This window comes from Asticcacaulis currens (genome assembly GCF_028550395.1).
Taxonomy (GTDB): Bacteria; Pseudomonadota; Alphaproteobacteria; order Caulobacterales; family Caulobacteraceae; genus Asticcacaulis; species Asticcacaulis currens.
The window spans coordinates 220,282-245,071 of the sequence record NZ_JAQQKW010000006.1; the positions used below are offsets into that span (position 1 = coordinate 220,282).

The following is a 24,790-nucleotide window of genomic DNA, read 5'->3' on the forward strand; positions in this document are numbered from 1 at the left end:
CGGGTAACCGGGACGTTTAAGTCGTTTCACCTTTGCGGGATTGTCCCGCAAAGCAATCCTCAATTGGAGGCCACAATGGACCGCGCTAAAAAAGCCGAATCGATTGAAGAGCTCAAGAGCGTCTTCGCCGAATCCGGCTCCGTGGTTGTTGCCCAGTATTCGGGCATGACCTTTGTGGAAATGGCTGATCTGCGTCTGCGTCTTCGTAAGGAAGGCGCGGTTCTCAGAGTGTTCAAGAACCGTCTGGCTCAGAAGGCTCTGGCTGGCGCTGCGGGTGAAAAGGGCGATGCCCTATTCAAGTTCCCTACCGTGCTCGCCTACGCCAATGATCCGGTGACGGCCGCGAAAATCGCCGCCCAGTACGCCAAAGAGAATGACAAGTTCAAGATCGTTGGCGGCATCATGGAAGGGACGACCGTCCTCGACGCCAATGGCGTCAAGGCTCTGGCCACCCTGCCGTCGCTGGACGAACTGCGTGGCAAGCTCATCGGTCTGCTTCAGGCCCCGGCGACCAAGGTTGCTGGCGTGCTTCAGGCGCCTGCCGGCCAACTGGCTCGCGTTTTCAACGCTTACGCGACCAAAGAAAACGCCTAACAGCTCATTCCCCAACCCCTCTCATCCTTAAGGAAATACCATGTCTAAACTCGAACAACTGGTCGCCGACCTGTCCGCCCTGACCGTTCTGGAAGCTGCTGAACTGTCGAAGCTCCTCGAAGACAAGTGGGGCGTCTCCGCCGCCGCTCCGGTCGCCGTCGCTGCCGTCGCCGGTGGCGCTGCTGCCGCTCCGGCTGAAGCCGTCGAAGAGCAAACCGAATTCACCGTCGTCCTGGTTGACGGCGGCGACAAGAAGATCAACGTGATCAAGGAAATCCGCGGCATCCGTTCGGAGCTCGGCCTGAAGGAAGCCAAGGACCTCGTCGAAGGCGCTCCGCAGACCGTCAAGGAAAACGTTTCGAAGCAAGAAGCGGCTGACATCAAGAAGAAGCTGGAAGACGCCGGCGCCAAGGTCGAAGTTAAGTAATTTCGACTGTCTTCGGAAAGTCAAAACAGCGCATTCCGAAAAGTGTGTAGCGGTTTTCGGACCTAAATGCGCGACAAACGAAACAGAAAGCTCGGATCGCAAGGTCCGGGCTTTTTGCATCTGGGTCGTTATGATTTCTGTTAGAAACATAATGATCCAGATTTTGTTTAGTCCGCTCTATAACTCCGGGGTGGCCTTGCGTTTGCGGCGCGGCTGGATGGTCTTGCCGAGGTGACGGCTATAGACCTGCGTAAATTCGGCACCGAAAAAGAAGATCTGGGTCGAATAGTAGATCCATACGAGAAGCACGATCAGCGACCCGGCGGCCCCATAGGCCGAGGACATGGCGCTTTGCCCCAGATACAGGCCGATCAGTTGCTTGCCGAAACTGAACAGTATGGCGGTGATGGCCGCGCCGACCCATACATCGCTCCATTCGATGCGCGCATCGGGCAGGATTTTGAAGGTCATGGCAAACAGGAAGGTCACCACCCCGAACGACAGGATCAGATTGATCAGACCCATGACGGGGGCGGGGATGTAGGGCGAAATGAACGCGCTGAAGGCCGCCAGCCCCGCCGACACCACCAGCGAGATCAGCAACAGGAAGCCGATGCCGACGACCAGCGCAAACGACAGCAGGCGTTTCTGAATAAACACCTTCCAGTGCAGGCGCGGCGGCTCGACATTCCAGATATCGTTCATCGCCTCCTGAAGCTGAGCAAAGAAGCCCGTGGCCGAAATGATCAGGGTTATAAAGCCTATGACAGTGGCCACCAGTCCCTGACGCGGGTTGAAGGCCCCGCTCAGCATGGTCTGCACGGCGCTGGCCCCCTGATCGCCGATCAGGGCGCTCAGTTCGGCCATCATATAGCCGTTGACGGCCTCGCGCCCGAAGGCGATGCCCGCTATGCCGGTGACGATCAGCAGCAGCGGCCCGATAGACAGGATGCTGTAAAAGGCCAGCGCCGCCCCCAAGCGCGGGGCCTTGTCCTCATTCCATTCGTGCAGGGCTTCCAGCAGCATACGCCCCAGCAGGCTGAGGGTCAGGGGCGGGCGGGCAGGGGAAGGGCGGGGTTCGGTCATAGGCCTGTCAACACGCAAAAACGCCGGAAAAAGATCAATCCTTTTCCGGCGTGTCTGACTAAACTCGGTATCGGTTCCTTATACCCGCAGCCGAAGATGCGGATCGCATCTGGTCGGACTATTTCAGGTCCGACAGCGCGTTGAAGTCGTAGCTGTTCATGGCCGAGGCCTCACCGCTGCTGTAGCTGGCGGGAGCGGTTTGCGCCACCGGTGCGGCCGCAGGCTGGGCCGGGCGGCTTTGCAGGCAGCGGCCCTGGAAGAAGGCACCGATGTCGATGGACAGGGTTTCGTGCGTGATGTCGCCTTCGACATAGGCCGAAGAATAGAGTTTCACGGCCTTGCCTGCGATGCTGCCGACGACGCGGCCGCGCACTTCGATGGTTTCGGCTTCGACATCGCCTTCGATATTGCCGGCTTCACCGACGATCAGATGGGCGACCTTCACATTGCCACGCACATTGCCATCGACCTGAAGATCCGCCGTGCCGTTGATATTGCCTTCGATACGCAGATGCGCCGCCAGAAGCGACGGAGCACCGCGCGAAACCGTGGGCGCAACCGGAGCCGGGGTCGGGGCGGGGGCGCCTGACGTTTTCATATTGACCGTGGACATGTCCAGCGGCGGGGGGGTGTTGGCCTTGACCGGCGCGCGACTGGCGTCGGACTGAGGGCGGACGGGTTTGCTAGTTTTGTTGAACATAGTCTCCAGCCTTTACGAAGCGCGCAGGGTTTTGAGGACGGCCATTGAGCCAGACCTCATAGTGAAGGTGAACACCGGTGGAGCGGCCCGTGGAGCCCATCGCGCCCACCCGCTGACCGACGCCGACGCGCTGACCGGGGCGCACGGCAAAGGACTGCATGTGGGCGTAACGGGTCTTGAAGCCGTTACCGTGGTCGATTTCGACGCAGTTGCCATACCCGTTGCGCACCCCGGCAAAGGAAACGATGCCGGGCGCCGTGGCATGGATCGGCGTCAGGAAGGGACCAGCAAAATCCAGGCCAGTGTGTGTTTTGGGTCTGTGCGTAAAGGGATCGAAGCGCACGCCAAAGCCGGAGGTCGTGCGCGTATTGAAGGTCGGCCGCGAGAACGGCAGCACGCGCGAGGATTTTTCGAGGCCGCGCATATCCGACAGGTTCAGAGCCGCACTGCGGATACGCTCGGCAAAGCCCTGATCCACATCGAGAAACGTCGCCAGTTCCTTGGCATCGCGGGTTTCCAGAAGCGCGCTTGAGCCCGAACCGGCATAGCTTTGCGGATTGAGGCCCGCCAGACGGAAGGCCAGTCTCAAGCGCTCGGCGCGCGACTTGGCGAATGTCTCAGCTTTGGACACCATGCGTTCCTGTTCGGCACGCACCGCATAGATGCGCTCGACCGGCGGCATGGACGGATCGATACGTGCCGGAGCCAGAGCCGGAGCGGCACCCGGTACGCCCTTGAAATCCTGAAGAATTTGAACAAGCGCGCTGTGGCGCTTTTCGACCGTCTGCGCCAGTTGCTCCAGAGAACCGGAAGAGGCCGCGCTCTGCTTCATCAGCACATCGAGGCGCGCCTGACGGTCGGCGACGAGGCGCTCGGACTGAGCGCGCGCCATCATGATCTGCTTTTCCGCACCGTTGCCGCCGGAAATGGCCATGAAGAACACGGCCCCTGTACTCATGGCCAGCCAGGTCAGTCCAAAAGTGGCGAGGACCGCGAAGCCGAATTGTTTACCGGTGCTGAGAATATAACCGTGGGTTTCATCGCCACTGCGGATGTAAAGATGCCGCTCCGGAAAGGTTTGTTCCAGAGCGCCCCTCAGGCGTTGAAAGCTTTTCTTAGGCATCACACCCGCGCCCTTCCACTTGATTTTAATTATGGCTTAACCAAACGCGCTTTGGCAAGCCTTAATCGAATCGCCGGATGATGCGCCGCACACATACCCAATAGTTCTTTTGGAAACAGAAGGTTAGTGGTGGTGATCACAGGCGGTTTGTCCCGTTTTGAGAGAGTCAAAATCGCCTGTTTCAAGAAACGTGCCGCGTAACGCGGTTATTGTGAATATATTGTGTCAATAGGGAATTCGCGAGGTCAGGCCGATTTTGCGCGCAGTGTGTCCAGAACGGCCTCGACGTGCCCTTTGATGCGAACCTTGCGCCAGGCGGCCTGTACCACGCCATGCGGGTCGATCAGCCAGGTCGAACGGTCGGTACCCATATAGGTTTTGCCGTACATCGACTTTTCAACCCATGCCCCCAGTGCGTCGATAAGGCCCGGCGTGGTGTCCGAAAGCAGGACAGGAGTCAGGGCGTGTTTCGTTTTGAAGCGGGCATGGCTGTTGAGATCATCCTTCGACAGGCCGATCACCTGGGCGCCCAGTACCTCGAACTGCGGTACGGCAGCGGTGAAGTCGATGGCTTCCTGCGTACAGGTCGGCGTGTTGTCGGCGGGATAAACGAACAGCACCGTCCAGCGGCCCTTCAGGCTGTCGGGCGTCCAATTCTGACCGTCGTCAGCGGGCAGGTCGAAGGCCGGGAGCGGGAAGGGGGCGAAGCCCGCATCCGTGGGGTTTTCACGACCTGCCTTTTTTGCCAAATTTTTTGCCATGACAATGCCTTCGGTTGATCTTATGAGAAAAGGTGCGCCCGATGTCGGGCGGCTTTTGTGTTTTCGTTTTGTGGTACGCCCGGCGCGTGCGTTCGGATCTTCGTGAATAGCCTGATCACCAAGCTCAGACAACACTGGAGGCTCAGTCTGGCGGGCGTCGGCCTGCTGGCCGCGCTGGTTTTTGTCGGCTGCCTGTCGCAAGGACCGATACGCGTCGATGGTCTGCGCTTTCTGATCGTGTCGCGGCTGGAACGCACCATCCCGGGGGCTGAAGCCAGTCTCAAACATCTGGACCTTGTGTGGTTCCACGACTCCAATGCTCTGGGCCTGCGCTTCGACGATCTGCTGCTGAAGGACAAGGCGGGCCGCACGGTGGCCTCCGCTGACCAGATGGAGGCGGCGCTGGCGCTCGACAGCCTGTTGTGGCTGCATATGGCCCCGGCACGGCTGACGGCAGATAATTTCTTCGTCGCCCTGTCGGCCTCACCCAATGGTCGTATCGAACTGGGGTATGAGGCCAAGGGCGATCCGGAGGCCTTTGCCGTGGAACGCGTCTTCTACGATCTGACCGGCAAGGAGACTCTGGGCCGTCCGATGAGTTTCACCCGGCAGGTGCATCTGACCGATGGCACACTGGCCTTCCGTCAGGTGGGGACGCCCCTCGACTGGCGCGCCCACGTGGCCCGTATTGATTTTTCCAAGCGTGATCAGCAGATACGCTCGCAAATCGGAATGGCGGTCGAAAGTCAGGGACGCAAGGCCTCTCTGGCCCTGACGGCGCAGGCCCAGACGGGCCTGCGCACCGCGGAGCTTGAGGCCGAAATCCGCGACCTCATCCCGTCGCAGATATTCCCGTCTTCGGGGTCTTTAAAAAGCCTGTCCCACTTCCGGGCGGCGATCAACGGGCGTGGGACTCTGAAATATGCCGCCCGCACCGGGCTTCAGAGCGCCTTTCTCGATATTTCGGCCGGCAAGGGCAGCTATGATTTCGGCAAGTCGGCGCAGAATTTTGACTCCTTAAGCCTCAAAGCGGATTATCTGCCCAAAACCCGCACCGTGCGCTTCACCACCTTCCGGCTCAATTCGCGTTATCTCGATACGGACCTGTCGGGTCGCGTCTTCATGACGCCCGAAGACCCCAAACGCGACCGCAAGATGGCGGTGCATTTCGACTTTGCGGGACCGCGCGTCACCGGGCAACTGGCCGATGACTTCCCGGCTCAGACCCTTACCGAGGTGCACTTCAAAGGCACCTATACGCCGGATCTGCGTCAGCTCGATATCGAGTCGGGTAAGGCGCTGCTGGTGGATGCGCCCCTGACCACCAAGGGGCGGCTCTATACGGACGATCAGGGGCAGTTGGGGGCCGATCTGACGGCGCGTATCGACGGCGATTTCCGCAAGGAGGTGGTGTTCGCCTTCTGGCCTGAAAACCTGACGCCTATCACGCGCGAAGACCTGATCCGCCGCATCAAGGGCGGCACCTATTCCAATGCCGATTTCATACTCAAGGCCCCGCCGGGCCATTTCCGCGACGGGCAACTGGAAAAAGAGGATTTGCGCCTGACCTTCGGGTTCCGCGATATGGGCCTCAGCGTCGATAGCCGCCTTCAGGACGCCACCGGGCTTTACGGCACCGGGCTGTTGCAGGGGACCAGCTTTGACCTCAGTCTCAGAGGCGGGCATCTGGTCGAGGTCCCGCTGACCGGGGGCGGCGTCTCCGTGCCGCAGTTTCACAAGAGCCGCGCCCCGAAGGCCGAGACCCATATCTGGCTGACCGCGCAAAGCGGGGCGGCGCAACTGATCGAAGCCATCGACCCGCTGACCGGCGGGCATCTGCAAACAGAAGGGCTGACGCGCGATCGTCTGAGCGGCGAGGCCGAAACGCGGCTCGATATCCGCTTTCCGACTTTTGACAATCTGACGCTCAAGAATCTCGACCTGACGTTTACGGGCAAGATCCGTAATGCCGGCCTCAAACAGGCGGCGCTGGGCTGGGATATTGTCGAAGGCGACCTGACGGTGACCGGGGACTACCTCGCCAACCGGCTGGAGGTGCGCGGCCCTGCCAAACTGGGCCCCTATGCGGGGGAAATCGGCTACCGGACGCAGTTCGAGCCGACCATGCAATATATCGACTTTACGGGCAGCTTTAATGCGCGGCAGTTTGGCGGCTCCCCCACCCGGCGCGTCGCTATTCGCGGACAACTGGAGCTGTTCAACAATATCGGCAAGGGCCGCATCGAGTCCGATATCTTCAATGGCACGGTCAACTGGGATGGCCCGGAGCCGCGTCCGACGCAGGTCGTCCTGTCCGGCAATACGCTGAGCGACGGTATGAAGGGGCAGGGCCTGCCCATCTTCGGGCGTTTCCGTCCCGAAATTCCCACAGATATCCGTCTGCGCCGGTCGGGTGACGTGTGGACGGGCGAGGTGCAGGCCGAGGGCTTTTCCGGCGATCTGGCCTATATCGACAGCCAGCATCCACGACTGGTCTATAAGGCCAATATCTCGCCGGAACGCGCCCGTCTGCTGGGGCTGGGCGCCTTGCCCTATTTCAGCGAAACGCGGCCGCTGACGGTCAATATCGGGCTCGACGCGCAATCGCGCGAGGCCCGCATCCGCGTCGGCGATATCAATTCCGTTCTCGACTGGACCGACGAAGGCGACAAGCCGCCCAAGCGCACCCTGACCACCCGTCTGACGCCCGAGCAGATGTACGCGCTGGGCCTGCCGCGCGCCTGGTTCACGCCGCAGGAAACCCTGCCCGTGTTTGCCCGCTGGGAACAGGACGCGCGCGGTATAGACGGCGACGTGTTTATTGGTAATCAACAGTTGACGTTTGATCTGCCGGACAGCGACGGAGCCGCCTTCCTGTTCGGCCCGCCCAAGGCGTGGGCGCGCATCGGGGGGACAGTGGACCGCGCGTTTCTGGGGCGGCTCGGCTATGTCAGCCACAGCCTTGAACTGGACGGTAAGGTCGGGTTCGAGCTGAACCTCTATCAGACGGAAAACCGCACGGCGAACGCCCTTTCGCCGGCACAGATTTCGGCCGCCGTGCTGGACATCGACGCCACGCCGACGCGGCTGCAACTGGCACGCAGCGACTGGGTCAAGCCGGTGGGAGAGGCGGCCAGATTGTCGATCAGCTTCGATGAACGCCAGGGCGGCGGCCTCGACATGCCGCGTATCCGCGCCACGGGCGAGCGTCTGGATATTGATGGACGTGCGGCGATCAAGGAGTCTGGCGAAGTCGATTATGTCGATTTTTCAAAGTTTTATTTGAAAGATTTTGCCGATCTCAACGGCCGCCTGTCGCCCGCTGATGCCTCTGGCGTTCAGACCCTGACCCTTCGCGGCAAGCGGTTGGATGTCCGGCCGTGGTTCAATCCGCCGCGCACCCAGCCGACGGTTACCGACACGCGCCCGGTGGCTACGGTGGACCTGCCGCACCCGCCCGTGAAAACGGATGGGACGGCGCTGCGCCTTGAGCGCCCCATCCGCCTGATCGTCGATATCAGCGCGGTACGCACCGCTCAGGATGGGGTCTTCAGCGAGGTCGAACTGAAGGCCGGATGGGACGGACGCAACCTGATCTCTGGCGAAGGTTCGGCCCTGACGCGTATGGGCTCTCTGGTGACGCTCGATTTCCGGCCGCAGACCGACTACACGGCCTTCACCTTCGAAGCCGACGATCTTGGCGATCTTGTGGCGACCGCACTTGGCGACAAGCGCCTGTCGGGTGGCGATGCCGTCATCGAAGGCGTCTATCGCAACGGGCAGATCGACGCCACGCTGAAAGGCGAAGACATCCGCGTCAAGCAGATACCGGCCTTGGGTCAAGTGTTGACTCTGGCCTCCCTGCGCGGTCTGTCCGATACCCTTTCGGGCGGCGGTATCAAGTTTGATGACTATGAATTCCCCATCCGCTATCGCGACAACTACCTGTTTATCCGCAACGGCTGGGCGAAGGGCGATGCGCTGCGCATCAATGTCTGGGGGGCGCAGGATTTCAGCAAGCAGACCATGGACTATCACGGTACCCTGATCCCGGCCTACGGCGTCAACGCGGCCTTTGCCGGTATCCCGCTGATCGGGGACGCCCTGACCTCCAACCGCGGCGAAGGCGTGCTGGGTCTCAAATATCGCCTCAAGGGCCGCTTCGGCACACCGCAGGCCGAGATCAACCCCTTCTCGCTGGTCCTGCCGGGCTTCTTGCGTCGTATCCTCGATGAGAAACGCGAAGACCCGTTGCCGCCGGTCGATGTGACCTCACCGCGCAAGAGTTAAGTTGGAAAGGCTCAGGATTTGTGGGGTCGCAGACCCCACACCCCGTCATAGGGAGCCAAAGGAAAGGCCGGAGCGTGAACTCCGGCCTTTCAACGCTTTGGCGAAGTATCTCCCCTGATTTCAGGGGAGGTGGATTTTTGTCTGAAAGACAAAAAGACGGTGGGGTTAATTACCTATCCATACCCCCCTCCGCCGATTCCGGCGGTCTCCCCCCTGATATCAGGGGGGAAGCTAACGCTTAAACCGGCTTGACCAGCACGATCTTCTTCTTGCCCTGAGCGACCTTGATCACCCCATCAGCATTGAGATCGGCCAGGGTCACGGCCTGATTGCCATCGGTGATGGCCGTGTCATTGACGCGCAGGCCGCCGCCCTGAGCCAGACGACGCGCTTCGCCGTTCGATTGGGTCAGACCGATTTTCGTTGTCAGGGCCGCGAGCATGATCCCGGCCTCAAGTTCGGCGCGGGCCACCTCGACCGTGGGGAGGTCAGCGGACAAGACGCCCTGTTCAAAGGCCTTTTGCGCCGTGTCGCGGGCCGTGGCGGCCGCCGCTTCGCCGTGCACCAGACGCGTGGCCGCGTCGGCGAGAATCTTCTTCGCCTCGTTGATCTCCGCCCCTTGCAGGGCTTCGAGGCGGCGAATCTCGTCCATCGGCAGGTCGGTGAACAGGCGCATGAACTTGCCGACATCGGCGTCTTCGGTGTTGCGCCAGTATTGCCAGTAGTCATAGGGCGACAACGCGTCGGCATTGAGCCACACGGCACCGCCGACCGTCTTGCCCATCTTGGCACCCGACGCGGTGGTCAAAAGCGGCGTGGTCAGGCCAAAGGCGGCTTTCTGGTTCAGGCGGCGCGTCAGTTCGACGCCATTGACGATATTACCCCACTGATCCGAACCGCCCATTTGCAGGACGCAGTTATAGGTGCTGTTCAGTTCGCGGAAATCGACCGCCTGCATCAGCATGTAGTTGAATTCGAGGAAGGTCATCGGCTGTTCACGCTCAAGGCGCAGCTTGACCGAGTCGAAGGTCAGCATACGGTTGATGGTGAAGTGGGTGCCGAAGGTGCGCAGAAATTCGATATAGCCAAAGCCCGACAGCCAGTCGTCATTATTGACCATGAGGGCGTCGGTCGCGCCATCCCCGAAGGTCAGGAAGCTGTTGAACACCGACTTGATGCCGTTCATGTTCGACTGAATCTGTTCGTCGGTCAGAAGCGGGCGCTGGGTGTCCTTGAAGGTCGGGTCGCCGACCTTGGTCGTGCCGCCGCCCATCAGGACGATCGGCTTGTTGCCCGTCTTTTGCAGCCAGTAGAGCAGCATGATCTGCACCAGATGCCCGGCGTGCAACGACGAAGCCGTGGCATCATAGCCGATATAGCCCGTGATCGGTCCGGCAGAAGCCAGCGTATCGAGGGCTTCCGCGTCCGTGCACTGGTGGATGAAACCGCGCTCCGAGAGGACGTTGAGGAAATCGGATTTGAAGGAGGTCATGTCTCTAACGATGTTGCTGTCACGCGGGTTTGCGTGCAAGTTGCGTCTAACACGTAGCCCCCGCTTTTCCATAGGCTTTTCGCATGAAAATCATCGGCTTTATGACCGGCACCTCGCTCGACGGCATCGACATGGCGGTGCTGGAAACCGACGGCGAGGCTAAGCTGAGCTTCGGGCCATTTGCCGAAAAGCCCATGTCCGTTGAGGTCCGCGCGGTTCTGGAGGCCGCCACAAAGGACGCGCTCAACTGGCCACGCGGTGCGGCAGAACCGGACAGTTTCGCAAAGGCGCGGCGCGTGATCGCCGACTATCATCTTCAGTCTCTGGGGCAGTTTTTAAGCGAAAACGATCTGAATGTGCAGGATTTTGACGCTCTGGGGGTGCATGGGCAAACCGTGCTGCACGAACGCCCGAAGGACGGCGTGCCGGGGCGGACCGTGCAACTCTTCGACGGTGACTATATGGCCGAAAAAACCGGCCTGACCGTCGTCTGCGACTTCCGTCGCGCCGATATTGAAGCGGGCGGTGAGGCGGCCCCGCTGGCGCCCGTCTATCACCGCGCGCTGGCGCACAAGGCCGGTCTGGAATTACCCGTACTTGTTGTCAATCTGGGGGGCGTGGCCAATATCACCGTGATTGCGCCCGATGGTCTGACGGCGCTCGACACCGGCCCGGCCAGCGGCCTGATGGATCAGTGGATGCGGCAACACACCGGCCAATGGTTCGATGAAGATGGCGCGGTGGCGGCAAAAGGCCGGGCAGATATGGCGATCGTCGCCGATTATCTGTGCCACCCTTATTTCGCAGCCCCGGCACCCAAGTCATTGGACCGATACGATTTTACGCTGGAGCGTGTGCGCCACCTCAGCCACGCCGACGGTATGGCAACGCTGATGGCTTTTACGGTCGAAAGCCTGCGCCATGAGATCGTGCGCGCGGGCGTAACCCCTTCGGCCATCGTCCTGTGTGGCGGCGGCCGCAACAATCGCCAACTGGTCAAGGTGTTGCGTGAGCGTCTGGCCGACATCGCGCCCGTGCGTATCGCCGAAGACCTCGGCTGGCGCGGCGGGGCGATCGAAGCCGAGGCCTTTGCCTATATGGCCGCGCGGTCGCTGAAAGGGCTGCCGATTTCCTTCCCCGGCACCACGGGAGTGAAGTCGCCGCTGACCGGTGGGGTCATCTATCGCCCCGAAAGCGCGCGCCGCAGCGCCTGAATGTTCTCCACAGATGGCCACAGATGCGGCCCGCAAGGCGGGCCTTTCACAGATTTAGAGCTGTATTTAAGACTTTGGCCACTTACTCAGGCCATCTGTGTGACCGCCTTTTGGCGGTCATCTGTGTCATCTGTGGTAAAACAAAATTGGCCACAGGACTTTGGTTTTGCCATTAAAAAAGGACGCCGAAGCGTCCTTTAAACCCTACTCAAGCTCACCGGCCAGACGACGATCGAGGTAACCGCCGACGCGGCCTTCGATTTCCGGCAGGTGTTCGGTCCAGAAGTGGCCCGCGCCGTCCACGACTTCGTGGGCAATGGTGATGCCCTTTTGCGTGCGCAGCTTGGCCACGACGCGCTCGACTTCGGTCGGCGGCACCACCGAATCGGCTGAGCCGTTGATGAACAGGCCTGAGGCCGGGCAGGGGGCCAGGAAGCTGAAATCATAGGCATTGGCCGGCGGCGATACCGAGATGAAGCCGTCGGTTTCCGGGCGGCGCATCAGCAACTGCATACCGATATAGGCGCCGAAATTATAGCCCGCGACCCAGAATTGCGAGGCGGTCGGGTTCTTGGCCTGAAGCCAGTCGAGCGCGGTCGCCGCATCGGCCAGTTCACCAATGCCCGAATCGAACTCGCCCTGCGACTTGCCGACGCCGCGGAAGTTAAAGCGCAGCACCGAAAAACCGCGCGTCATAAACAGATGGAACAACTGCGCCGTCACCGGGTTGTTCATGTGCCCGCCGGCCTTGGGATGGGGGTGAAGGATCAGGGCAATGGGCGCGTTGTCCGTTTTTCCGGCGGTGTACCGGGCCTCAATTCGACCGGCAGCACCGGCGAGGATCACTTCAGGCATATAGAACCCTTGTTTCGTAATAAAATGTGTCATGGTGCGGCGCATAATTCTTGACTATAATAGTCAGGATTACTATGTCCCGCGCAGGGAAGACGGCGCCCCCTTATCAGGCAAGCCGTTTAGCACACTCTTTTCGGCTTTGGGCAGGTTTTTCATCGACCTGTTGCGATTTAGCCAGGGGCAGCCACAGGACTGACGGCATGAGATTATCGACCAAGGGACGTTACGCCGTCATGGCCATGACGGATCTGGCGCTCAATGCGCAGGGCAAGCCCATCTCCCTGTCCGAAATTTCCGAGCGTCAGCAGATTTCCCTGTCCTATCTGGAGCAGCTCTTTGCCCGCCTGCGCAAGGCCGGGCTGGTCAAGAGTGCGCGCGGTCCCGGCGGCGGCTACACGCTGGCGCGGACGGCGGATGCCCTGTTTGTAAGTGAGATCGTGCTGGCCGTCGATGAGCCGATCAAGGCGACGCGCTGCGCTTTGACCTCCAACAAACTGGGGGCGAATAAACGTCTGTCCAAGGAACATGCGGCGCGCGAAATCGGCTGTATGCCGGGCGGGCAACGCTGCCTGACGCACAATCTGTGGGAAGATCTGGGCTTTGCCATCCACGACTACCTTTCGACCGTATCGCTGAACGACGTCGTGCATAAGCGCACGCGCAAGCGGGTGACGATCGAAAACCGTTTCCCGGTCGATGCCCAAAGGGAACTGGCCTGATGGCAAACGCGCCCCTCTATCTGGACCATGCCGCCACCTCGCCGATCCGGCCGCAGGTGCGCGAGGCCATGCTCCGGGCGTGGGAGATCGGGGCCAATGCGTCTTCGGTGCACGCCTTGGGGCGTAAGGCCAAGCTGTTGCTCGAAGAGGCGCGCAACGCCGTTTTGGCATTCGTCAACGGCGTCGGTCCGGCGCGTCTGGTCTTCACGTCGGGCGGTACGGAGGCCAATCAACTGGCGCTCAGCCAGTCGCGCGGCTTCGACCGTGTGATCGTCAGCGCCGGGGAGCACGACAGCGTCTATAAAGCCGCCGAAAGCTATGGTTTACCCGTGGCTTATGCGCCATTGCTAAGGTCAGGCGTGGTCGATACCGAGGCCTTGCGTCAACTGTTGAACGCGGGCGGCAAGCCCTTTGTGGCGGTCATGTGGGTCAATAACGAAACCGGCGTCATCAACCCCATCCGTGCGATTGCCGATCAGGTCCACGCCGCTGGTGGCTGGCTGCACGTCGATGCGGTGCAGGCGGCGGGCAAGGTCGCGATCGACTTTGAAGCGTTGGGGGCCGACAGCCTGTCGCTGGCGGCGCACAAGATCGGCGGGCCGCAGGGCGTGGGCGCGCTGATCTACAGCGCGGACCGCGATATTCACGCCGCCATTCCCGGTGGCGGGCAGGAGTTCGGCCATCGCGCCGGTACGGAAAACATCGCCGGGATCGCTGGTTTTGCCGAAGCCACCAGCCACGCGCGTCCGATGACCGATACCGCTCAGGCCGAGGCCGAGGCGGCGCTGAAGGCACTCGGCGCGACCATTGTCGGCGAAGAGGCGCCGCGCGCGCCGGGGATTACCTGTTTCACCGTCCCCGACTGGACGGCGCAGCTTCAGCTTATCCACATGGATATGGCGGGCATCTGCGTCTCATCGGGGTCGGCCTGTTCGTCTGGCAAGGTCAAATCGAGCCGTGTACTGGAGGCCATGGGCCTCTCTGACGTGGCCGACAAGGCCTTGCGCGTCTCGTCCGGATGGACGACAAACGCCGCCGACTGGCAACAATTCATAGAGGTTTGGTCCACGGGCTATGCGAAGCATCACGCCCGACAAGCGAGTAGAGTAAAGGAAAGCGCCTGATGGCAGCGGTCAAGGAAACCATTGAAACGGTTCAGAAGCTTGAGACCTATGCGCACGGTTTCGTCACCGATATCGAGACGGAATACGCGCCCAAGGGGCTCAATGCCGACATCGTGCGCTTCATTTCGGCCAAGAAGAACGAGCCGCAATGGATGCTCGATTACCGTCTGGCGGCTTTTGAGCGCTGGCAGTCCATGGACGAGCCCGACTGGGCCAAGGTCCATTATCAGAAGGTCGATTATCAGGACCTTTATTACTACGCCGCGCCCAAGCCGAAGCCCAAGCTGAACAGCCTGGACGAGGTCGATCCGGAACTGCTGGCCGTCTATGCCAAACTCGGCATCCCGCTGAAAGAGCAGGAAGTGCTGGCCGGTGTCGCCACGGCGCCGAAATACGCCGTCGATGCGGTGTTTGATTCCGTGTCGGTCGTCACCACCTTCAAGGACGAGCTGAAGAAGTCGGGCGTCATTTTCTGCTCTATTTCCGAAGCCTTACGCGAACATCCTGAACTGGTGAAAGAATATCTCGGTTCGGTCGTGCCGGTGTCGGATAACTATTTTGCCGCGCTGAACGCCGCCGTATTTTCGGATGGGTCGTTCGTCTATGTGCCGCCGGGCGTGCGTTGTCCGATGGAGCTTTCGACCTATTTCCGCATCAATGCGGAAAATACAGGTCAGTTCGAACGCACTCTGATTATCGCCGACAAGGGGGCCTACGTCTCCTATCTGGAAGGCTGCACCGCGCCGATGCGCGACGAAAACCAGCTTCATGCCGCCGTGGTTGAGCTGGTGGCGCTGGAAGACGCCTCGATCAAATATTCGACCGTGCAAAACTGGTATCCCGGCGACGCCGAGGGCAAGGGCGGTATCTATAACTTTGTGACCAAGCGCGCCGATTGCCGGGGCGCGCGCTCGAAAGTGTCGTGGACTCAGGTGGAAACCGGTTCGGCGGTGACGTGGAAATACCCGTCGTGCATCCTGCGCGGTGACGACAGCGTGGGTGAATTCTACTCCATCGCCGTTACCAACGGGATGCAGCAGGCCGATACCGGCACCAAGATGATCCATCTCGGCAAGAACACCCGCTCGCGTATCATCAGTAAGGGCGTATCGGCGGGCAAGTCGTCCAACACCTATCGCGGTCTGGTCTCAGCCCACGCCAGGGCGGGCGGGGCGCGTAACTTCACCCAGTGCGACAGTTTGCTGATTGGCAAGACCTGTGCTGCCCACACCGTGCCCTATGTCGAATCCGACACCGCTTCGGCGCAGTTCGAGCACGAGGCGACAACGACCCGCCTCAGCGAGGATCAGTTGTTCTACGCCATGCAGCGCGGTCTGTCGCAGGAAGAGGCCGTGGCATTGCTGGTCAACGGCTTCGTGCGCGAAGTGTTGCAAGAACTGCCGATGGAATTTGCCGTCGAGGCGCAGAAGCTGCTGGCCATCAGCCTTGAAGGGAGCGTGGGATGACGCTGTCTTCGGACATTCAGATACGAAAAACCAAGTGTATTTGGTTCGAAGATGCGGCTCTGGACAGCCTTGGACACCCTGTAGGCATACACTCCGTGGTTACCCCCATCGAGGTGATCCATCAGAACTATGCAGAAAATGAACCACCCATTGTTGTGCAACCCGGAGATCGGTTGCTCGTCCTTGGTATCGCTGATGGAAACAGAGATTTCCTTTGGGCGGAAATAGATGACAAGTCCCTTGCTTTTGCATCGGCGGACATTTGTGTGCCCGCCTCAAAGGTTCGGAATGTGTATGAAGTCGGTGAAGGCTCGGCTTAAAGAAGGTTGCTATAACAATGCTTAATATCGAAAACCTCACCGTCAGCGTTGACGACAAGACCATCCTCAAGGGCCTGAACCTGAACGTTCCGGCGGGTGAAGTGCACGCCATTATGGGCCCCAACGGGGCCGGGAAATCGACGCTGGGCTACACGCTGGCCGGGCGGCCAAATTACGAAGTGACGCAAGGGGCGGTCGATTTCAACGGCGAAGATCTGCTGGAGAAGGACGTGCATGAGCGCGCCGCGGCGGGGCTTTATCTGTCGTTCCAGTATCCGCTCGAAATCCCCGGCGTGCCTGCCATGACCTTCATCCGCACGGCGCTCAATGCCCAGCGTAAACTTCGCGGCGAAGAGGAGATGTCGGCCCCCGAATTCCTCAAGACCATCCGCGACGTCGCCAAGACGCTGAAAATCGACATGGACATGCTGAAACGTCCGCTCAATGTCGGTTTCTCCGGTGGCGAAAAGAAGCGCATGGAAGTGCTGCAAATGGCGCTGCTGCAACCGAAGTTCCTGATCCTTGATGAAACGGATTCCGGCCTCGATATTGACGCGCTGAAGGTGGTGTCGGACGGCGTCAATGCCCTGCGCAGCGATGATCGCGGGATGCTGGTCATCACCCACTATCAGCGCCTGCTCGACCATATCAAGCCGGACCGCATCCACATCCTCGTCGATGGCAGGATCGTCCATTCGGGCGGGCCGGAGCTGGCGCTGGAGCTGGAAGCGCACGGCTATGACCGCTACGTCAATGAGGCGGCGTAATGGCGTTTGACCTTACCCCGCTCGACCTGTTCGACCCGTCGTCCTACCCGACGCGGCGTCATGAGGAATGGACATATTCTGACCTATCGCGCGCCCTGCGGGACGTGCCGGCGCGCGCCGAGCTGACGCATCTTCAGGCCGAAGCCGGGGATTTCGGGGGCTTCTACTGGCACTGTGCCGGTGACGGGCAACTGGCTGACCTGCAAGCCGCCGTTTCCAAAGCCGTTCAGGGTTCGGGCGGTCGTCTTTACCTCGACATGAGCGATTTCGGGGAAGAGGGCTCTGTCGCCGGTTATCAGGGCGAGGGCCGCATCACCCTTGGCGCGGGTGAACACCTCATCCTGCTCGAAGACTATAGCGGGGCGCTGGACTATGCCGCCAGCACGGTCCTGCACTTCGACGTGGCCGAAGGGGCGACGCTGATCCGCGTGGTCATTCTCGATGAGCCGGAAAGCGCCGTGTCGGTGCGCCGTTCGACCGTGACCACCGCGCCGGACAGCGTTTTCAAGCAGTACGTTTTCGCCACAGGCGCCAAGTTCCAGCGCTTTGAAACCCATGTCACGCACGCCGGGCAAGGCGCTCTGGTCGAGATGCACGGGGCCTATCTGCTGAAAGACGCGGCGCACTTTGACTACACGACGCGCGTCACCCACGTCGAGGTCGATGGCGCGACTCAACAGTTGATCAAGGGCCTCGTCAAGGACCGCGCGACGGCGGTGTTTCAGGGCCGCATCTATGTCGAAAAGGGTGCCGATGGTACCGATGCCCGTATGCGCCATCAGGCCCTGATGCTCAATGACGGGGCGCATGTGCGCGCCAAGCCGGAGCTGGAAATCTACGCTGACGATGTGCAGTGCGCGCACGGCAACACCATCGGCGCGCTGGACGAGTCGGCGCTGTTCTTCTGTCAGTCACGCGGTATGCCCGAAGAGGTGGCGCGCGCCCTCCTGATGCAGGCCTTTGTCGTACCGGTCGCTGAGCAGATCGAGGACGAGGGCTTACGCGAAATGGTGCTGAACTGGATTGAGGATAAGGCGGGAGGCTTCTATGCCCTTTGATGTCGAAGCGGTCCGCCGCGACTTCCCTATCCTCAGCCGTCAGATCAACGGTAAGCCGCTGATCTATCTCGATTCCGGGGCCTCGGCACAGAAGCCGACCGCCGTCATCGAGGCCATGAGCCACCATATGGCGCAGTCCTACGCCAATGTGCACCGCGGCCTCCACCGGCTGGCCAATGAGGTGACCGATGCCTTTGAGGCCGGTCGTGAAACGGTCGCGACCTTTATCAACGCCGCGCGTCCGGAAGAGGTGATCTTCACCAAATCGGCGACGGAATCGATGAACCTCGTCGCCCAGACCTGGGGGCAGGCTCATATCAAGGCGGGCGATGAAATCCTCATCACCGAGCTGGAGCATCACGCCAATATCGTGCCGTGGCACATGCTGGCGCAGCGCACGGGCGCGGTGCTGAAATGGGTGCCGATCCTTGACGACGGCAGCCTCGATATGACCGCGTTTGATCAACTGTTGACAGATCGCGTCAAGCTGGTCGCCGTGGCGCATATGTCGAACGTTCTGGGTACGATCAATCCGGTACAGGACATTGTCGAGAAGGCCCATACGGTGGGTGCGAAGGTGCTGATCGACGGCTGTCAAGGCGTGGTCCATCTGCCCGTCGATGTGCAGGCGCTTGGCTGCGACTTCTACGCCTTTTCGGCGCACAAGCTGTACGGCCCGACAGGGCTGGGCGTTTTGTGGGGCCGCTATGACCTGCTGGAGGCCATGCCGCCCTGGCAGGGCGGCGGCGAAATGATCGCACACGTCTCCAAAGAGCGCATCACCTATGCCGAGCCGCCGCACCGTTTCGAAGCGGGCACGCCGGCTATTCTGGAGGTGATCGGGCTGAAAGCCGCCATCGACTGGCTGTCGCAGATCGACCGTGAGGCCGCTGCGGCGCACGAAATGGCGCTGTATGAACGCGCTCATGCGGGGCTGAAAAAGATCAATGCGCTGCGCATCTATGGCGAAGCACCAGAAAAAGGCTCGATCCTGACCTTTTCGCTGGGCTCGGCTCACGCGCATGACGTTGCGCAGATCCTTGACCGCTACAATATAGCGGTGAGGGCGGGGACGCATTGCGCGGAACCGCTGATGACGCGCCTGGGCGTGACCTCGACGGTGCGCGCCTCTATCGCCATCTATAATACCGAGGCCGAGATCGACGCGCTGATTGCAGCGGTTGAAAAGGCGCAAGGGTTTTTTGAGTAATGACCATGTCCAAGCACGAGATCATTTCCCTGTCCGGCGATGACGCCAGCGAAGCGGCTATCGACCCGGGGCAGGCCGAGCTGTTTGCCCCGGAAGAAACGACGGCGGTCGAACCGCTGGCGCAGGAAGAGTTGGATCGTCTGACCGATGAGCTGATCGCGGCGTTCAAAACGGTGTTCGACCCGGAAATACCGGTCGATATCTATGAGCTGGGTCTGATCTATCGCGTCGATATCAATGACAACCGCGAAGTCGTGGTCGATATGACCCTGACCGCGCCGGGTTGTCCGGTGGCGGGGGAGATGCCCGGCTGGGTGCAGAATGCGGTGATGGGCGTGCGCGGCGTGGCCGATTGTCACGTCAATCTGGTCTTCGATCCGCCGTGGGAGGCGTCCAAGATGAGCGACGAGGCCAAGCTTCAGCTCAACATGTTTTAGTTCGCATGGGGGAAACGCAGTTTCCCCCATGTACCCCTTCCGTAAGAGTAAAGGCCGCAGAGATAGCTATGGATATTCAGCCTGTTATCACGCCTCGTCCCCGTCGGCCGCGTCCGGCCATCGTGTCGCTGACCGATGCGGCGGCGGCGCAGGTGAAGGCCATTATGGCGCGCGCTGATAAACCCTATGTCGGCCTGCGCGTGGGCGTCAAACAGGGGGGCTGCGCCGGGCAGGAATATGTGCTGAGCTATGCCGAAGCGGCCGATCCGCTGGACGAGGTGGTCACCGACAAGGAGGTGACCATACTGATCGAACCCAAGGCTGTGCTGTATCTGGTCGGCACGGTCATTGACTATGAGACGACGAAGCTGGCGTCGAAGTTCGTGTTTAACAACCCGAACGAGACGGATGCCTGTGGCTGCGGCGAGAGTGTAACGATCAAGCCCGCAGCCACGCACTCTGACTAAATATTGGCTGCGGCGAGCGTGTACGGATCAGGCGCGCAGCGCCTGAGGCACGAATTCGACCTCATCGCTGCGACCCGTCAGCCAGTCGAGCGCCTCATCCGCCGTATAGAAGTTACGCATCGTGTCCTTGGGGAAAGAGGCGTAGTCCTGCTGGATATACACCTCTTCCACCGCGTCATGCGTTACAAAGGCGACCCGGCGGCCTTCGGTCACGTGACGTGTCCACTCGGCCCAGGTGCGGGCAAAGCGCTGGCGGTCCTCGTCTTCCATATGTCCCGTATAGCGGCGAAAATCGATCAGGCGGTCATAACGCCACGGTTCGCCGATTTCGGCATAGGCTTCGAGAAAGCGGTCGCACAGCTCGGCGCTCGGGATAGGGCCAAAGACGCGGGCAATAAGGATGGAATAGTTTTCATCCAGATAAACACTGAGGCGGTATTTTTGCGACATGGGTAAGCAGGGACTTTGTGATTGCCAACCCATTCTACGCGTCAATACTTAAGAACCACTTAGCTTAAGCGTGAAACGTTGTTTCGGTAACGGGTTACGGTTGTGGAGTCGCCAGCCATTCGATGGCTTCATCACGACGGTCGAACAACTGGATATAGGCATGGGGGAAGGCGTCACCCAGCGCATTCATGCGCGCCCGGTCGAAGGGATCATTGGAAATCAGGGCCAGACGGCGGCGCGGGGGCGGTGGGGTGCCGGCCACCTGCGCCAGCCATACAGAGACCTTTAGCAGGTCCTGAAATTCCACCACGCCCTGCGCTGAGCGCATATCCAGTATCCGGTCATAGGTCCAGGGACGCTCGACCTGCTGATAAACCGCGATCAGGGCGTCGGCGAAACCCTCGCTGGTATAGTCTCCGCGCGCCGTCACCAGCAGTATATGCCTGTCGGGGTCAATGAGATGGGAGAGGCGAAGAGGGCGCGGCACAACTGACCTTACAGAACACAAGGATAAGGTCTTTGTGTCTAGCAGGGCTTTATTAAAAAACGCTTGTATTTCCGTTGTCTATGCCGGAATTGCTCCTTCGTTGACAAGGATGGACGCTTCCACCGGGCCGCCTGTGGCTTCGGCGATCAGTTCCTGCGTGCGACCTTCGATGCGTGCCTGCAAAAGGGCCATGAACTGCGCCTTGTCGAGGCCGGGGTCGATGGGGTCCAGAAACTCCAGCACGGCGGTCCCCGCGGTCTTTTGATAGCGCGTTTCCTGCCAGAACAGGCCCAGATTGGTGGCGACGGGCACGACGGGACGGTTGAAATTCCGGTACATGTGCCACACGCCTGAGCGATAGCGGCGGTAGGTGCCCGGCGCATTGAGGTGGCCTTCGGGATAGATGAGGATGTGGCGGCCATCGCGGTCGGCTTCGGCGGAACGCTGGCTGAGATTGCGCCGCGCTTCGTGCCCGCCGCAATTATTGACGACAATCGCGCCCAGCTTGCGCAGCAGCGTCCCCATCAGGGGGAATTTTTCCAGATGGTCACCGGTAACGAAGGCCACGTCTTCAAACTGCGAATAGAGACAAAAGCCGTCGCCCCAAGACTGGTGCTTGGCGGCGAAAATGACCGGCGTATCGGGGACCAGGTGACGGCCGCGGACCTCAAGTCGGATACCGGCCAGCGCACGCATGGCCCACACCATGCGGCGCGTGTAGCGCTGCACCACCCACAGGACGGGCTTGCGTCCGGGCAGGAGCGACAGGCCAATGGCCATCAGGCTGTAGGCAATGGAGAAGGTCCAGTAGGCGATGGAAAACGCGAAGGCGCGCATGAGACTATCCACGAAAAAGGGGCTTGATCAACGGATCACGCCCCCTTGTCGCATAAATTTGAACAATGTTCAAATTATATTTTTGACCTTGATAACTCAGGCAGCGTCGATGGCTTTCAGGGCCGAGGCCGCGCAGGTCACCATGTTGCGGCCGCCATTCTTCGACTGATAAAGGGCCTTGTCGGCGCGGTCGAGAAGGTCATAGGCGTCTTCGCCGTAGTCGCGTTCGGCAATGCCGACCGAAATGGTGATGGTCCCGAGGTCTTCGTTGGTCGAGCGGCGTTTCAGGACGCGCGAAGCGATTTCCTGCCGCGCCTCGTTGAGCAGGCGCTCCACCGAGGCAATGGTTTCGTTGGGGAAGATCATGGCAAATTCTTCACCGCCATAACGCGCGGCCATACGCGGCGCGCGCCCGATCCGCGACAGGACCGAGGCGACGTAACGCAGCACCTGATCCCCCGTCTGGTGACCCCAGGTGTCGTTGAAGCGTTTGAAATGGTCGATATCGAGCACGGCCAGCGTGATATTCTTGCCTTCGTCGCTGTCGCAATGGCGCTCCAGCGCCTCATCGAACGACTTGCGGTTGGCCAGATTGGTCAGGGCGTCGGTCATGGCTTCCAGACGTACCTGATCGAGGTGCTTGCGCAGGCGCGCCACTTCTCGTGAGGATTCGCTCAGGCGAACTTCGAAATGCGCATGTTGGCTCAGGATTTGCGAGGTCGCATCGGTCAGGCGCCCGACAAGCTGGCGCAGACGCTGGGCATCGGAGTCGCCGTCAAAGCTGCTGCGCGCGCCTTCCAGCGTCTCGTTATAGTCTTTCTGGGCCTTCTGGGCTTCGTTGATGACTTCACTGACCGAAGCCAGTTCGCGCGTCAGGCGCAGACCAGCGTCGCGCACCTCATCATTGAGCTTAAGGCGGGAAATGAATTTGGACGCGAGGCTTTCGGAGATTTCTTCGGTGATTTTTTCGCCCGAACCGATCAGGCGGTGAATTTCCTGCGCCAGAGCCGAGTTGGGATCGCCCGCGACATAGAGCCAGATTTCGTAATTAAGTGGCGTCGGCCAAACCCCGTGCAGTTCCATCAGCCGAATGGCCTCCATGGCCAGACTATAGGCATTGGAACTGCGAACGCTCACTTCTATGTCGTTGCTCATAAAGGCTTCCTCGTGTCACGAATCGGGTGACGAAGGACAGCCTAAGCTAATTTCTCTGACAGGCGGTTAACGCCGGAAGTTATTTTCGCTTACCCGTGATCTCAGCGGTAGGCGCTGCGCAGCATAAAGGCGGGGACATGGCCGCCAAATCCCTGACCTTCCGGTCCTCTGGGCAGGCTGTCTTCGTTGTCTTTCAACGGGAAATCGTCCTCGGCGGCCCGGGCGCGCGGGGCAGGGCTTTCTGTTGCCGATGACTTGCGGCGGCGCGTTTTTTTCTCCGGGAGCGGAGCGGGTTCGGCGGCGGCAACCTCCGGTTCGATGGCTTCGACCGTTACCTCTGCCGGGGCATCGCTCTTGCGGCCGCGTTCACGCCGCGGGCGTGCCGAACGATCGCGCTCACCCCGTTCGCCGCGACCCCTCGCCGGTTTTTCCCTGTCCGGACGGGCATCGGCCAGAGGCCCCCAATCGACGTCCAGTTCAAGTGCGTTAGGCTCTTTCTTGATGAGCTTCAACACCTTGTCGTAGTTCTTCTCGTCATTGGGCGCGAGGATGAGATAGGCTTCGCCCGTGCGTCCGGCGCGGCCTGTGCGCCCGATACGGTGCACATAGTCGTCGGCGTGATGCGGCACATCGAAGTTGAAGACGTGGCTGACGCTGGGGATATCCAGCCCGCGCGCCGCGACGTCCGAGGCCACCAGCAGTTTCAGCTCACCGCTGCGGAAGGCATCGAGCGTCTTCATGCGCAGGGACTGATCCAGGTCGCCGTGGATTGGGGCCGCGTTAAAGCCGTGTACCGACAGCGACTTGGCGACGATATCGACATCGGTCTTGCGGTTGCAGAAGACGATGCCGTTATTGATCTCCAACTGGCCGATCAGGGTGCGCAGGGCCAGACGCTTGGCCTTGGCCAGCAGTTTGGAGTCGCCCGCCGGCACGCGATAGACGTACTGGGTGATGTTCTCGTTGGTGGTCGCAGGGCGCGAGACTTCGATGCGTACCGGGTTCTTCAGAAACTGCTCGGTCAGGCGCGTGATTTCCGGCGGCATGGTCGCCGAGAAGAACAGGGTCTGGCGCGACGGCGGCGTCAGCTTGAAGATGCGCTCGATATCGGGGATGAAGCCCATGTCCAGCATGCGGTCAGCTTCGTCAACGACCATCAGTTGCACGCCGTTGAGCATCACCTTGGACCGTTCGAACAGGTCGAGCAGGCGGCCCGGCGTGGCGATCAGCACATCGACGCCCTTGTCCAGCTTGGCCACCTGATCGGCCATGGAGACACCGCCAATCAGCAGGGCCCAGTTCAGCTTGCAATATTTGGCATATTTCTCAAAGGCTTCGGCCACCTGATCGGCCAGTTCACGCGTCGGGGCCAGCACGATGGCGCGCGGCATACGGGCGCGCGAACGGCCCGAAGCGAGCTTTTCGATCATCGGCAGGGTGAAGGCCGCCGTCTTGCCGGTGCCCGTCTGCGCAATCCCCAGTACGTCCAGTCCGATCAGGGCAATAGGAATGGCCTGTTCCTGAATGGCGGTCGGCGTATCATAGCCGGTATCGGCCACGGCTTTCAGGATATCGGGGTTCAGGCCTAGATCGGTAAATTTGGTCATTCAGCTTTGAAGGGTTGCCGTTTCGGACAGTCGCAGGAAAAAATCAGCCGCCACGTAAGCGCGGACACGGCGATAAATACGCCGGTAAAGGCTTTGCGGCCTCTAGTATCAGATTTTACATAAAAGGACAGAGATTTATTGCGT

General features: G+C 60.6%; 24 protein-coding genes. 13 read left to right on the forward strand and 11 right to left on the reverse strand.

Features of this window, described 5'->3' with window-relative positions; translation table 11 throughout:
- The first annotated feature begins 75 nt into the window (after positions 1-75).
- Positions 76-594 carry a 50S ribosomal protein L10 gene (gene rplJ / locus PQU94_RS12070; RefSeq protein WP_272741712.1) on the forward strand — a complete coding sequence of 173 codons (519 nt, stop codon included), beginning with the start codon at positions 76-78 and terminating at the stop codon, positions 592-594.
- A 40-nt stretch (positions 595-634) separates the two neighbouring features.
- Positions 635-1,021 carry a 50S ribosomal protein L7/L12 gene (gene rplL / locus PQU94_RS12075; protein WP_013480213.1) on the forward strand — a complete coding sequence of 129 codons (387 nt, stop codon included), beginning with the start codon at positions 635-637 and terminating at the stop codon, positions 1,019-1,021.
- 177 nt (positions 1,022-1,198) lie between these two features.
- Here rplL and PQU94_RS12080 read toward each other — a convergent pair whose 3' ends face one another.
- The 4 genes from PQU94_RS12080 to PQU94_RS12095 all read right to left on the reverse strand — a co-directional run bounded on the left by PQU94_RS12080 (position 1,199) and on the right by PQU94_RS12095 (position 4,691).
- Complete coding sequence (locus PQU94_RS12080) at positions 1,199-2,107, reverse strand: YihY/virulence factor BrkB family protein (protein WP_272741713.1); 909 nt, start codon at positions 2,105-2,107, stop codon at positions 1,199-1,201.
- A 118-nt stretch (positions 2,108-2,225) separates the two neighbouring features.
- Positions 2,226-2,807, reverse strand: a complete 582-nt coding sequence (locus PQU94_RS12085; RefSeq protein WP_272741714.1) for a bactofilin family protein — start codon at positions 2,805-2,807, stop codon at positions 2,226-2,228.
- Positions 2,791-3,930, reverse strand: a complete 1,140-nt coding sequence (locus PQU94_RS12090) for a peptidoglycan DD-metalloendopeptidase family protein (RefSeq protein WP_272741715.1) — start codon at positions 3,928-3,930, stop codon at positions 2,791-2,793. The genes PQU94_RS12085 and PQU94_RS12090 overlap by 17 nt, the downstream gene beginning before the upstream one ends.
- Before the next feature lie 245 nt (positions 3,931-4,175).
- Positions 4,176-4,691 carry a peroxiredoxin gene (locus tag PQU94_RS12095; protein ID WP_272741716.1) on the reverse strand — a complete coding sequence of 172 codons (516 nt, stop codon included), beginning with the start codon at positions 4,689-4,691 and terminating at the stop codon, positions 4,176-4,178.
- Positions 4,692-4,793: 102 nt separating this feature from the next.
- On the opposite strand from PQU94_RS12095, the gene PQU94_RS12100 reads away from it, so the two are divergent.
- A complete protein-coding gene (locus PQU94_RS12100; protein WP_272741717.1) occupies positions 4,794-8,981 on the forward strand; it encodes a DUF3971 domain-containing protein in 4,188 nt (1,395 codons plus the stop codon).
- A gap of 238 nt (positions 8,982-9,219) precedes the next feature.
- Here the strand turns inward: PQU94_RS12100 and tyrS are convergent, their stop codons facing one another.
- Positions 9,220-10,473, reverse strand: a complete 1,254-nt coding sequence (gene tyrS, locus PQU94_RS12105) for a tyrosine--tRNA ligase (RefSeq protein ID WP_272741718.1) — start codon at positions 10,471-10,473, stop codon at positions 9,220-9,222.
- A gap of 83 nt (positions 10,474-10,556) precedes the next feature.
- On the opposite strand from tyrS, the gene PQU94_RS12110 reads away from it, so the two are divergent.
- Positions 10,557-11,687 carry an anhydro-N-acetylmuramic acid kinase gene (locus PQU94_RS12110; RefSeq protein WP_272741719.1) on the forward strand — a complete coding sequence of 377 codons (1,131 nt, stop codon included), beginning with the start codon at positions 10,557-10,559 and terminating at the stop codon, positions 11,685-11,687.
- A gap of 204 nt (positions 11,688-11,891) precedes the next feature.
- On the opposite strand, the gene PQU94_RS12115 is transcribed toward PQU94_RS12110, so the two are convergent.
- The gene (locus tag PQU94_RS12115) at positions 11,892-12,542 is read right to left on the reverse strand and encodes an alpha/beta hydrolase (protein WP_126423901.1); all 651 of its coding nucleotides are present in this window, start codon (positions 12,540-12,542) and stop codon (positions 11,892-11,894) included.
- Positions 12,543-12,742: 200 nt separating this feature from the next.
- Between PQU94_RS12115 and PQU94_RS12120 the strand changes: the two genes are divergently transcribed.
- The 9 genes from PQU94_RS12120 to PQU94_RS12160 all read left to right on the forward strand — a co-directional run bounded on the left by PQU94_RS12120 (position 12,743) and on the right by PQU94_RS12160 (position 20,110).
- Positions 12,743-13,261: an Rrf2 family transcriptional regulator gene (locus tag PQU94_RS12120; RefSeq protein ID WP_126423900.1), complete on the forward strand. Its 519-nt coding sequence runs from the start codon at positions 12,743-12,745 to the stop codon at positions 13,259-13,261.
- Entirely contained in the window at positions 13,261-14,385 is a 1,125-nt protein-coding gene (locus PQU94_RS12125; protein ID WP_272741720.1) for a cysteine desulfurase family protein, read from the forward strand. The genes PQU94_RS12120 and PQU94_RS12125 overlap by 1 nt, the downstream gene beginning before the upstream one ends.
- Positions 14,385-15,851: a Fe-S cluster assembly protein SufB gene (gene sufB / locus PQU94_RS12130; RefSeq protein ID WP_272741721.1), complete on the forward strand. Its 1,467-nt coding sequence runs from the start codon at positions 14,385-14,387 to the stop codon at positions 15,849-15,851. Before PQU94_RS12125 ends, sufB begins: the two co-directional genes overlap by 1 nt.
- Positions 15,848-16,171, forward strand: a complete 324-nt coding sequence (locus PQU94_RS12135; RefSeq protein WP_272741722.1) for a hypothetical protein — start codon at positions 15,848-15,850, stop codon at positions 16,169-16,171. Before sufB ends, PQU94_RS12135 begins: the two co-directional genes overlap by 4 nt.
- Positions 16,172-16,188: 17 nt before the next feature.
- On the forward strand, positions 16,189-16,938 hold the full coding sequence (sufC, locus tag PQU94_RS12140) for a Fe-S cluster assembly ATPase SufC (protein WP_272741723.1): 750 nt from the start codon (positions 16,189-16,191) through the stop codon (positions 16,936-16,938).
- A complete protein-coding gene (locus tag PQU94_RS12145) occupies positions 16,938-17,996 on the forward strand; it encodes a SufB/SufD family protein (RefSeq protein ID WP_272741724.1) in 1,059 nt (352 codons plus the stop codon). Before sufC ends, PQU94_RS12145 begins: the two co-directional genes overlap by 1 nt.
- Positions 17,986-19,206, forward strand: coding sequence for a cysteine desulfurase (locus PQU94_RS12150; RefSeq protein ID WP_272741725.1), 1,221 nt, complete (start codon positions 17,986-17,988; stop codon positions 19,204-19,206). The genes PQU94_RS12145 and PQU94_RS12150 overlap by 11 nt, the downstream gene beginning before the upstream one ends.
- A 5-nt stretch (positions 19,207-19,211) precedes the next feature.
- Positions 19,212-19,643: an SUF system Fe-S cluster assembly protein gene (locus PQU94_RS12155; protein ID WP_272741753.1), complete on the forward strand. Its 432-nt coding sequence runs from the start codon at positions 19,212-19,214 to the stop codon at positions 19,641-19,643.
- 68 nt (positions 19,644-19,711) lie between these two features.
- The gene (locus tag PQU94_RS12160) at positions 19,712-20,110 is read left to right on the forward strand and encodes a HesB/IscA family protein (RefSeq protein ID WP_272741726.1); all 399 of its coding nucleotides are present in this window, start codon (positions 19,712-19,714) and stop codon (positions 20,108-20,110) included.
- 27 nt (positions 20,111-20,137) lie between these two features.
- On the opposite strand, the gene PQU94_RS12165 is transcribed toward PQU94_RS12160, so the two are convergent.
- The 5 genes from PQU94_RS12165 to PQU94_RS12185 all read right to left on the reverse strand — a co-directional run bounded on the left by PQU94_RS12165 (position 20,138) and on the right by PQU94_RS12185 (position 24,646).
- On the reverse strand, positions 20,138-20,560 hold the full coding sequence (locus PQU94_RS12165) for a hypothetical protein (protein WP_272741727.1): 423 nt from the start codon (positions 20,558-20,560) through the stop codon (positions 20,138-20,140).
- 94 nt (positions 20,561-20,654) lie between these two features.
- Positions 20,655-21,047 (reverse strand): STAS/SEC14 domain-containing protein, encoded by a 393-nt coding sequence (locus PQU94_RS12170; RefSeq protein ID WP_272741728.1) that lies wholly within the window; start codon positions 21,045-21,047, stop codon positions 20,655-20,657.
- Positions 21,048-21,125: 78 nt separating this feature from the next.
- The gene (locus PQU94_RS12175) at positions 21,126-21,884 is read right to left on the reverse strand and encodes a lysophospholipid acyltransferase family protein (RefSeq protein ID WP_272741729.1); all 759 of its coding nucleotides are present in this window, start codon (positions 21,882-21,884) and stop codon (positions 21,126-21,128) included.
- Between the two features lie 96 nt (positions 21,885-21,980).
- On the reverse strand, positions 21,981-23,039 hold the full coding sequence (locus PQU94_RS12180) for a GGDEF domain-containing protein (protein ID WP_272741730.1): 1,059 nt from the start codon (positions 23,037-23,039) through the stop codon (positions 21,981-21,983).
- A gap of 101 nt (positions 23,040-23,140) precedes the next feature.
- Complete coding sequence (locus PQU94_RS12185; protein ID WP_272741731.1) at positions 23,141-24,646, reverse strand: DEAD/DEAH box helicase; 1,506 nt, start codon at positions 24,644-24,646, stop codon at positions 23,141-23,143.
- Positions 24,647-24,790 lie beyond the last annotated feature (144 nt).

Bases quoted from the DNA above. Each gene is read 5' to 3' on its own strand.
- PQU94_RS12185 (WP_272741731.1), bottom strand. From the start codon at position 24,646: ATGACCAAATTTACCGATCTAGGCCTGAACCCCGATATCCTGAAAGCC.
- sufC (WP_272741723.1), top strand. From the start codon at position 16,189: ATGCTTAATATCGAAAACCTCACCGTCAGCGTTGACGACAAGACCATC.
- PQU94_RS12150 (WP_272741725.1), top strand. From the start codon at position 17,986: ATGCCCTTTGATGTCGAAGCGGTCCGCCGCGACTTCCCTATCCTCAGC.
- PQU94_RS12080 (WP_272741713.1), bottom strand. From the start codon at position 2,107: ATGACCGAACCCCGCCCTTCCCCTGCCCGCCCGCCCCTGACCCTCAGC.
- PQU94_RS12125 (WP_272741720.1), top strand. From the start codon at position 13,261: ATGGCAAACGCGCCCCTCTATCTGGACCATGCCGCCACCTCGCCGATC.
- PQU94_RS12145 (WP_272741724.1), top strand. From the start codon at position 16,938: ATGGCGTTTGACCTTACCCCGCTCGACCTGTTCGACCCGTCGTCCTAC.
- PQU94_RS12165 (WP_272741727.1), bottom strand. From the start codon at position 20,560: ATGTCGCAAAAATACCGCCTCAGTGTTTATCTGGATGAAAACTATTCC.
- PQU94_RS12085 (WP_272741714.1), bottom strand. From the start codon at position 2,807: ATGTTCAACAAAACTAGCAAACCCGTCCGCCCTCAGTCCGACGCCAGT.
- PQU94_RS12155 (WP_272741753.1), top strand. From the start codon at position 19,212: ATGTCCAAGCACGAGATCATTTCCCTGTCCGGCGATGACGCCAGCGAA.
- PQU94_RS12115 (WP_126423901.1), bottom strand. From the start codon at position 12,542: ATGCCTGAAGTGATCCTCGCCGGTGCTGCCGGTCGAATTGAGGCCCGG.
- rplL (WP_013480213.1), top strand. From the start codon at position 635: ATGTCTAAACTCGAACAACTGGTCGCCGACCTGTCCGCCCTGACCGTT.
- PQU94_RS12095 (WP_272741716.1), bottom strand. From the start codon at position 4,691: ATGGCAAAAAATTTGGCAAAAAAGGCAGGTCGTGAAAACCCCACGGAT.
- PQU94_RS12160 (WP_272741726.1), top strand. From the start codon at position 19,712: ATGGATATTCAGCCTGTTATCACGCCTCGTCCCCGTCGGCCGCGTCCG.
- PQU94_RS12180 (WP_272741730.1), bottom strand. From the start codon at position 23,039: ATGAGCAACGACATAGAAGTGAGCGTTCGCAGTTCCAATGCCTATAGT.
- PQU94_RS12120 (WP_126423900.1), top strand. From the start codon at position 12,743: ATGAGATTATCGACCAAGGGACGTTACGCCGTCATGGCCATGACGGAT.
- sufB (WP_272741721.1), top strand. From the start codon at position 14,385: ATGGCAGCGGTCAAGGAAACCATTGAAACGGTTCAGAAGCTTGAGACC.
- PQU94_RS12175 (WP_272741729.1), bottom strand. From the start codon at position 21,884: ATGCGCGCCTTCGCGTTTTCCATCGCCTACTGGACCTTCTCCATTGCC.
- PQU94_RS12135 (WP_272741722.1), top strand. From the start codon at position 15,848: ATGACGCTGTCTTCGGACATTCAGATACGAAAAACCAAGTGTATTTGG.
- PQU94_RS12110 (WP_272741719.1), top strand. From the start codon at position 10,557: ATGAAAATCATCGGCTTTATGACCGGCACCTCGCTCGACGGCATCGAC.
- PQU94_RS12090 (WP_272741715.1), bottom strand. From the start codon at position 3,930: ATGCCTAAGAAAAGCTTTCAACGCCTGAGGGGCGCTCTGGAACAAACC.
- tyrS (WP_272741718.1), bottom strand. From the start codon at position 10,473: ATGACCTCCTTCAAATCCGATTTCCTCAACGTCCTCTCGGAGCGCGGT.
- rplJ (WP_272741712.1), top strand. From the start codon at position 76: ATGGACCGCGCTAAAAAAGCCGAATCGATTGAAGAGCTCAAGAGCGTC.